6 protein-coding genes and 1 pseudogene are annotated in these 8,275 nt (G+C 36.2%); 4 read left to right on the top strand and 3 right to left on the bottom strand.

Annotated features, from left to right (window positions below):
* Positions 1–2,437 (top strand): annotated as a pseudogene (locus DEX24_RS17330) (Ig-like domain-containing protein); the annotation flags it as partial.
* A 301-nt stretch (positions 2,438–2,738) separates the two neighbouring features.
* Entirely contained in the window at positions 2,739–2,918 is a 180-nt protein-coding gene (locus tag DEX24_RS16465) for a JAB domain-containing protein (protein WP_246131574.1), read from the top strand.
* 197 nt (positions 2,919–3,115) lie between these two features.
* On the opposite strand, the gene DEX24_RS16470 is transcribed toward DEX24_RS16465, so the two are convergent.
* On the bottom strand, positions 3,116–5,176 hold the full coding sequence (locus DEX24_RS16470) for a toxin-antitoxin system YwqK family antitoxin (protein ID WP_109307471.1): 2,061 nt from the start codon (positions 5,174–5,176) through the stop codon (positions 3,116–3,118).
* Positions 5,177–5,869: 693 nt separating this feature from the next.
* On the opposite strand from DEX24_RS16470, the gene DEX24_RS16475 reads away from it, so the two are divergent.
* Entirely contained in the window at positions 5,870–6,376 is a 507-nt protein-coding gene (locus tag DEX24_RS16475) for a hypothetical protein (protein WP_109307472.1), read from the top strand.
* A 208-nt stretch (positions 6,377–6,584) separates the two neighbouring features.
* Here DEX24_RS16475 and DEX24_RS16480 read toward each other — a convergent pair whose 3' ends face one another.
* Entirely contained in the window at positions 6,585–7,079 is a 495-nt protein-coding gene (locus tag DEX24_RS16480) for a sigma-70 family RNA polymerase sigma factor (protein WP_109307473.1), read from the bottom strand.
* A gap of 277 nt (positions 7,080–7,356) precedes the next feature.
* Between DEX24_RS16480 and DEX24_RS16485 the strand changes: the two genes are divergently transcribed.
* Positions 7,357–7,746, top strand: a complete 390-nt coding sequence (locus tag DEX24_RS16485; protein WP_109307474.1) for a hypothetical protein — start codon at positions 7,357–7,359, stop codon at positions 7,744–7,746.
* A 242-nt stretch (positions 7,747–7,988) separates the two neighbouring features.
* On the opposite strand, the gene DEX24_RS16490 is transcribed toward DEX24_RS16485, so the two are convergent.
* Positions 7,989–8,275, bottom strand: a 287-nt coding sequence (locus DEX24_RS16490; RefSeq protein ID WP_211310126.1) for a transposase, incomplete at its 5' end; no start/stop codon positions are given.

Here is an 8,275-nt window from a genome sequence, read left to right on the forward strand (position 1 = left end):
CAAAGGCATCAAAGAATTCGAAGAAAAATTCTACAATAACGAAGTAATCGCAGACGGTACTTTTGATGTTGCAGGTAAAGAAGAAGCATTTGAAAAAGGCCTTAAAGTGGGCGCTAAAGTAGCTTCATTTGAAGCAATTAACGCTACTACAATCGAAGTTAAATTCAACAAAGCTGTAGATAAAGCTTCTGCCGAATCAGCAGATATTAAAGTCGAAGGCGTATCATTCAACGCTAAAGAATTATCTGAAGATGGTCGTACATTAACACTTACTACTTCAGCTCCAATTTCTATTAAAGAATCAGCAGTATTAGTACCAGCAATCGAAACTAAAGCTGACAAAGAAGTTAAAACACCTAAATTTGTAACTACTTTAACTTATAAAGATGAAGTAGCTCCAACAGTAGTATCTGCAGCTGCAGCAATCGCTAAAGTGACAGAAACAACTACTAACAAAGTAACTGTTAAATTCTCTGAGCCAGTTCAAGCTTCAGCGATCGCTTATGTTAACGATGCTAACGTAACAGTTTCTCAAGGCGCTAACAAAGATGAGTTAGTATTAACATTAGGAACAGCTGCTAAAGTTGGCGACGTTTTAAATGTTAAATTAACAAACGTTAAAGATTTAGCTGGTAACACAATCGCACCGAACCCAGCAACAATTTCTACAACTGTTGTAGGCGCTGATTCAGTAGCACCAGTATTAGCTTCTATTACAACTAAATCAGCAACGGCTGGTTTAAAAGTAACTTTCGCTTACGATAAAAAAGTAACAGCTGCAACAGTAGATGCTGCTAAAACTTACTTATCTGCAAACGGTGTTAACGTTGGTGGATTAACTACTCCAGTAGTTTCTACAGACGGTAAATCAGTATCTTATACTGTAAACTTAGCTACTGATGCTCAAGCAGCATTTACTAAAGATGGTAAATACTCTGCAACTTTATATGTACAAGAAGCATTAGTATCAGATGAAGCTGGTAACAAATCAGCAGCAACAACTCAATCAATTACATTCGACAAAGATGTTGTAGCACCAACTCTAATTTCTTCAGAAGTTAAAGAAGGTAAATTAGTATTAAACTTTGATGATGCTGTAACAGTAGTAACAGCTAAGCAAGATTTATCAATCGTAGAATTCAATTCTGCAACAGGTTATGAAGGTGTAGCTGTGACTAAAGATTTATCAACTGCAGTAGTATCTAATGATGGTAAAACATTAACTCTTGATTTAGGTCTTGTAGCAGGTTCAACTGATAAGCAATACAAATTAAGCTTTGTTAAAGGTGCTTTAGTTGATGATTCAGCTAACGAAGTAGCAGCTTATAACAAAACAATTACAATTGCTAAAGCAGAAGCAGCAGAAGCAAAAGATACTGTAGCACCAACAGCTACATTAACATCTACAGCAGCAATTCTAACAGGTTCTAATTATGTTCTAACTTATATAGTTAAAGATGAAAAAGGTACTGCAGCAGGTGAAGCTGAATCAGGTCTTGATTTTGCATCAATTTTAAACACTGGTAACTACACATTAGCAGGTAAAGCATTACCAGCAGGTTCTAAAATTTCTACACCAGTTGTAGATCCATCTACACAACCAAAAACGGCTCCAGTAGTTGTTACAATCACAATTCCAAAAGCTTCTATTACAACTTCACTTACTGGTCCATTAACAGTAACTGGTCTTAAAGATGCTAAAGGTAACACAAGTACAGTTATCGCGGCTTCAGGCAACTTAAAATTAGCTGAAGGTGTAGCACCAACATTAACAACAGCGAAAGTATCAGACAATTTTGTAATCGTAGGATTCTCTGAAGATATGAATGTAGTTGATACAACTGACTTCAATTTAACAATTAATAACATAGATGTGGATATTACATCAGCAAGTATTGCCCTAATGCCAGTTGGTACAGATAAAGGTAAATATTACCTAGATCTTAGTAATATTGTAAAAGATGAAGCAGCAGTAGCGGGTGTTCCAGCTAAAGCAGCAGGATTCTACTCTACAGCAGGTACAGCATTCACATTACCAACAACACCAGCAGTAGGAGATAAATATACTGTAGGAACAGATGTTTACACTTACAAAGCAGCAGCATTACCTGCCCCAGCAGGATTCTACTCTACAACAGGTACACTATTCACATTACCAACAACACCAGCAGTAGGAGATAAATATACTGTAGGAACAGATGTTTACACTTACGCAGCTAAAGTTGATGAAGTAGTTGCTCAAGCAGCTTATAAATATATTGAATTGCCTTCAACTGCTACACCAGCAACACCAACTAGAGTGAAATTATCTAATGATACTTTAGAGGCATCTTCAGAAATTACTTCAATTAAATTAACTACTGTTGACGAGCCAGCAACTTCAGTTGATACAAACGACAATAAATTAACAGGTAAAACTGTTATTAAAGTAAAATAATTAGTAGCAACACAATCTCTATAAAACTTGCAAATAAGCAAATTTTATAAAATCCAAGCTACCCCTTACCTTATTGGGCGAACGGATATAAGACTCTCATCTTCTTCGGAAGATGGGAGTTTTTTTGTCTTAAAACTACTTTTTCTTGACAGGGTTACTATTTATTTGGTGTTGGCATAAGGACTTGCCGTTTTGACGGAACTTCTTCTTATTTAAAGGAAGGAAAATGGATCACCTTCGTGGCTATTGTCTTAGAGCGCAAGGGTTCTCCCTCTTACTTGAAGGAAGAAAGGTCTATGGGATGGATGGTGCACTGCTTATTTGGTCATTTACAGGGGACTGTGATCGAGAACGCTTTGTCGTTTTATCTTTGAACACAAAGAATGAACCAATAACGCGATCGGTCGTCCCTACAGGTTCTCTAAATGCCTCGACCGTTCATCCAAGAGGATGTATTCAAAATAGTTATCTTATCGCATAGAGTAAGTATTCAGGGTGCGTACATCTGCCATCTGTTTAAGAATTGGAGCGAAGTGCAAGGGTGAATATTCTAAAGCATATTTAAAATCTACTACGCCTGTGAATGAATGATGCTACATTAGTAGCAAAGAGTAGTGAACGTAAATAAAAAACGCCAGCCTTTTAAGGGTTGGCGTTTTCTGTCGTTATAAGTGCATTTTACAAGGATGGATTCGGATTCGAGAGAGTGATAGTCGTAGTGTGTCCACCATATGAAATCGTTACTGTCACAGCATTATCAGTTGTTTCAAATAGCAGTGCATTTTCATTTTGAACGGCTTCTCGGATCGCTTTTTCTACGGAATCCGGGTTATCCTCTTCGCCCCATATCACGCCGCTTGCAGCTTGCACAAGGCGATTGAATAGTTGTTGATTTTGAGTTGCCTGTTGTTCCCTTGCAAGGCGTTCTTGTAAATTATTTAGACGAGTCGTTAATTCTTGTTTTTTTGTCGTATTTTGAACGGTATTTACAAGTGTTTTTGAGGTGTTTATCATTTCTTGATTTAAACTAGCTGAGTTTTCAGCTGATGTTACGGCATTTTCAGCTTCTAACCAAGGCGCGTTCACGGTCATGTTTTGCGTGTTTCCGCCTAGTGTAACTTGAATGGTTACTTGGTTATTCGATGGAGAGATGCTTACTAGATTAGCACCAGGTATCCCTCGAATCGTTTCTTTTATTTTGTTTGCTACTTCATCGCTATTGTCTTCCGTCGTCCATATAGCGCCTTGTAATGCGATTAGTAATGTTTTATAAACGAATAAAGATTCAGCTAAAGCGATTCTTTGTAGTAAAGATTCTTTTGTTGTAGAGGCGCTTAATTTAGAAGTAGCATTTTTAGCTAATAGTAATTCTGAGTTTGAAGATTTTGAAGAAAGATGCTCACCTGTGAATAGATTATTAACTAATTTTGTAGCTTGAGTAAGCAGTGAAAGCATGGAAAAGGTCAGACTCTGGTCACCATTGTTTAGCATAAATTCGATTTCATCGTCATTTGTCTCAATAGTAAGCGTTGTATTTCCGAGTTTTCCATTCAATTTTTGAAGAACAATTTGTCCATAGGCATCAGCAGATACACCCTCAAGCCAAGGAATTTGTTTTATTATTATTGCAATTTGATCCATACTCATTTTACTTGTAGTGGGAGATGGTGGTAATTTATTAGTTAGTGGTGGTAGTTTATTTGTCATAGTATCAATTTGTTGTTGTAAACCAACTGCGACAGCTGGTTGTGCACCAGAACCTAAAAAGTTATTGTTGTCTTCTTGCATTTTTTTTAGCAGTTGAGTCATTTGACTGAGAAGCTCAGGATCAGTAGTGATCTTTTGTAAAATTATATCGAAATTCGTTAATAAATTCTGTTGGGTAGGGAATAGTTCAGAATTGACGTGGCTAATGAATAGCGCCGGATTTATGGTAGGATTCGACGGTTGCATTTGAGCAATATCATTGAGTTGCGCGCGTGTAAGTACACCGGAAGCTATATTTAAAAAAACGCTACCAGTAGGAGGATCTATGCCCACAAAAAGATTGGATTTTGTTTGCAATTTATCATTCTTTTCAGGGAGAAGAGTAGGATTGACAAGGAGATCGTTATGGTCAGCAATTGTTAGTAAACTTTTTTTAATGTCGAGTAAATCTTCATACGTTCTGTTGTTTTTCTTGAATTGTAAAAGGGCTGTTTTTATTTGATCAACTAGTCCTTTCACATAAACTACATCTTTATAAGTTCCCGATGAAAGAACGCCATTTTTATAAAATTTGTTATTTTTCAAACCGTTAAAAAGCAATCCTTTCACATAGTATTTACGCTTATACATACCTGTGGAAAGTAGCCCTTTTTTATAATATTTCGCTTTATAAATACCTGTAGTTAGAACACCTTTTTTATAATATTTCTTATTTTTAACGCCAGTAAAAAGAGCACCTTTTACATAATATTTTTTGGCATAAGTTCCCGTTGAAAGAACACCTTTTTTATAATATTTTTTTGAAATTAATCCAGTGAAGAGCGAGCCAGCTTTATAGACCTTACCTTTAAATGAGACATATCCCGGATAGGCTTTATTTGTACTTTTTTTAATGACCTTTCCTTTTACTAATTTTGCAGATTGGTTGACCTTCGTAATCGTAGTAGCTGCCGCCGCATTTGAAGCACTCGAAATGATTATAAGAGAGCCTAGAGCAGTTACAGCAAGGGGTTTTAACAAATATTTTTTCATCATTCATTCCTCCTAGTATCTTTTAATTATGATGCAAAGAGGCATTAATACCTATAGTTAATTTTTGATAATTAGTATGAAAGGTTCTATATATAGATTTGACATTACCTAGTTGATGTTGGATTCACTCTAATTTAATAATTAATATATAAAATAATCAAAAATACATTAGAATTAGTAGTTTGATATTTTAATGAGAAAGAAAAGATAGAAATTTTCATCAATTTTCTATCTTTTCTTGAAAAAAACTAGGGGAAAAGAAGTGAATAGATCAATTGACTGACGTTGGCTGGACATATAATGCAAGAAAAGAAGCAGCGGTCGTAATCGTAGTGAACATTTCTTAGCCGGTGAATTGTAGTGGGGAGTTTCTAAGCGATCGACTCGAGCATCGGCTATTTCTACTCATTGAATAAAAAAATGTTAATGAAGTTTTCTACCATTAAAATAAACGAATCCTTATAATTCTTCCATTTTTTTGCGGTGCTGCGGTCATTCAATCTATATCCAACGACAAAATAGCCGATATTTGCTACGTGTGAAAAGAAAATGAGGTGTTAAAAATAGTTAGGATGCACTGGAAAAGCTGTAAATAGTAGACAGTCTATTTCTAGTTTTTTACTAGATTATTGTTAAAAAATGGGCGTTTAGTAGGGAGTTGAAGGGGAATACTGCACAAAAGGGGGACTGAATATGATAAAAATCCTGCTATCGGCCCTGATGGCGATGAGTATGACAGCATCTGCGACAACACTTCAAAAATCAGCACCCAAGGAGCTTACATATGAGCAGCTTCAACTGTATATGCCTGCATCACAGGAGGAAGAAGGCACGCTAACAATTGAGCAATCAACGCGTAAATTGGATATGAAGCTAACCTATGATGCGATGGTAGACGGCTGGTATGGACAAGATGAAACAATTCCTTTTGGTGTCGGATATCAGTTGCGTAAGGACGAATTACTCGTAGGTGCACCTAGCTCGGATCAAATTTATGTATCCTTTGATATTCCTGTACGACAAGGTCAGGTCACCACCTATGATGCGGGGAATCAGACGATGACAAAACATTCTAAAATACGTACATTAAATGGTCGTTATGGTAAAACAGACAATTGTTTAGTCGTTGAAAATATGGAAAGTAATACCGTGTACTATTTTGCACAAGGTAGTGGCTTAATTGCTATTGTTGAAAAATAAAATAAGCTATACCACTTGGAGAAGTCGTGTATATTGTCTGTATGCGGGTGGTTATTCAACCTATATTAGGTGAAGAAAGCATGATTATATTATCAAATAACATATGAAAAAAACCTCATCATCATTAGCTACTCAGCTAATGATGATGAGGTTTTTTCAAATAGTTAAAACGAGTATATTGACCGTCGTCAACATACTCGTAGCTTTATTAGTTGAAAATAGTGCGTAATCGTTTGACGATCCGCCATTTTCTTTTTTGTAAAGCTGCCTCTGATTGTCCTACCATTTTGGCAATTTCCTGCATACTATAATTTTCAATATAGTATGCGTGAAGAATAGCAAGTTCTATATCTGTGACATGTCGACAAATCGTGTCATAGCGTATATGTAAATCTTCATAGTGATCCTTATCATCAATCTGGTCATGTATAAGCTTGTTTAATGCGAAGTCATTCGTAGCTACAAAGCGTTCGGCATCCTTATTTGTTTTTGATAGCTCCGTTAAAAGAGCGCCCCGAATGGATGAAAAAGCATAGGTTGAAAATTTCCCTTTCTGAGCATCGAAATTTTTCCATGCCATCCAGAGGGCGATATTTGCTGTTTGAATATAGTATTCATGATCCTTATAAATATTAAGTTTTTTTAATATAAAGTAAATAAGTGGCTGCATGTCTTTGTAAACAACTTCAAAATCTCTTTCCATAGATACCTCATCATCCGCGTTGCGCAACGCAATCTATTCCTAGGTAGCTACAGCATAGTAGCAATGCCAAAATAGTGCAAAATGCGATTTTCAAAAAATGAATGACTGTGCGAAATGAGGTGGTTTTATGACGTAATCATGGGCGTTAAACATGCAAAAACCATGTGATTCCGCACGAAATCTTTCCACTAGCTTGTTTCTCTATAATCACTCAAAATCAAAAGAAAAGCATTCGTTTAAATAAAAACGAACAATAATAAAATAGGGGGAATAATTGATGAACACAGCATTTAAATTACCAAGACATGTATCGGCGGAATTTGATGGGCAGGGGAAAATAGTCGTGATGATGGAGCAGCGCAAACAGTGTATTTGTGGGGGGAAACTACATATCCATTCGCGTATTATCAAACAGGTGTTACATGACTATACAATGGGTGGCCCCATCTATTTGACCGTTGACGATCGAGGGTATCGTTGCATACAGTGTAAAAAAATTGTCTACGATGACTATGGTTTGGGGATATCACATTATACGACAGCTCTTTTTCGGGAAGGTGCCGTAAAATTTGCAGATGCAACATCGCTCGGAGTAACGGCTGGCTTACTCGATATTCCAAAATCAACGCTCTATAATTGGGTTAAAAAAGCGGGGAATCGTCGTTGATATAGCGCTATGATGAGACGTATTTTATCCTGTCTGTTGCTGCAAGTATATAGAATAAAGTTATAGAAAACAGATTCATCTCTGGCAAGAAAAATCAAGGAATCCTTCTTAAAAAATGATATTGGTGAAGGAAGAGGGCACTGAAAAACTTACTTTTTTTATGACGAGTTGATTTTTTAGATAAAAATAAGGCACTTTCTGTTCGATTTGAACAGAAAGTGCCTTATTTCATTGTCTATTTTTTACTCTTTTTCATTTAGCAGTTTTAATATCCGCTTAAGATTGACAGCGAATATCGTTGTGGCACCTTGTATTTTCATGCCAAATAAACCCGCTGATTTGGCCGTATTGTACCCATGCGGATTTTTGATTTCACTATTTTTCGCTTCAATTTTGTAGCGTTTTTTCGCGAGCTCTTTGAATTCATCTGTCTCTTGAAAGTTCGCTTGGTCCTTATGTTCTGTTGATTTAATCGTGACCGAATATGTTTTACTTTTAGAACCCTCTTTATAACAGCCTTCTTGCATTG

Source organism: Kurthia sibirica (assembly GCF_003143975.1).
Lineage (GTDB): Bacteria > Bacillota > Bacilli > Bacillales_A > Planococcaceae > Kurthia > Kurthia sibirica.

Bases quoted from the DNA above. Each gene is read 5' to 3' on its own strand.
- DEX24_RS16480 (WP_109307473.1), bottom strand. From the start codon at position 7,079: ATGGAAAGAGATTTTGAAGTTGTTTACAAAGACATGCAGCCACTTATT.
- DEX24_RS16485 (WP_109307474.1), top strand. From the start codon at position 7,357: ATGAACACAGCATTTAAATTACCAAGACATGTATCGGCGGAATTTGAT.
- DEX24_RS16475 (WP_109307472.1), top strand. From the start codon at position 5,870: ATGATAAAAATCCTGCTATCGGCCCTGATGGCGATGAGTATGACAGCA.
- DEX24_RS16465 (WP_246131574.1), top strand. From the start codon at position 2,739: ATGGATGGTGCACTGCTTATTTGGTCATTTACAGGGGACTGTGATCGA.
- DEX24_RS16470 (WP_109307471.1), bottom strand. From the start codon at position 5,176: ATGAAAAAATATTTGTTAAAACCCCTTGCTGTAACTGCTCTAGGCTCT.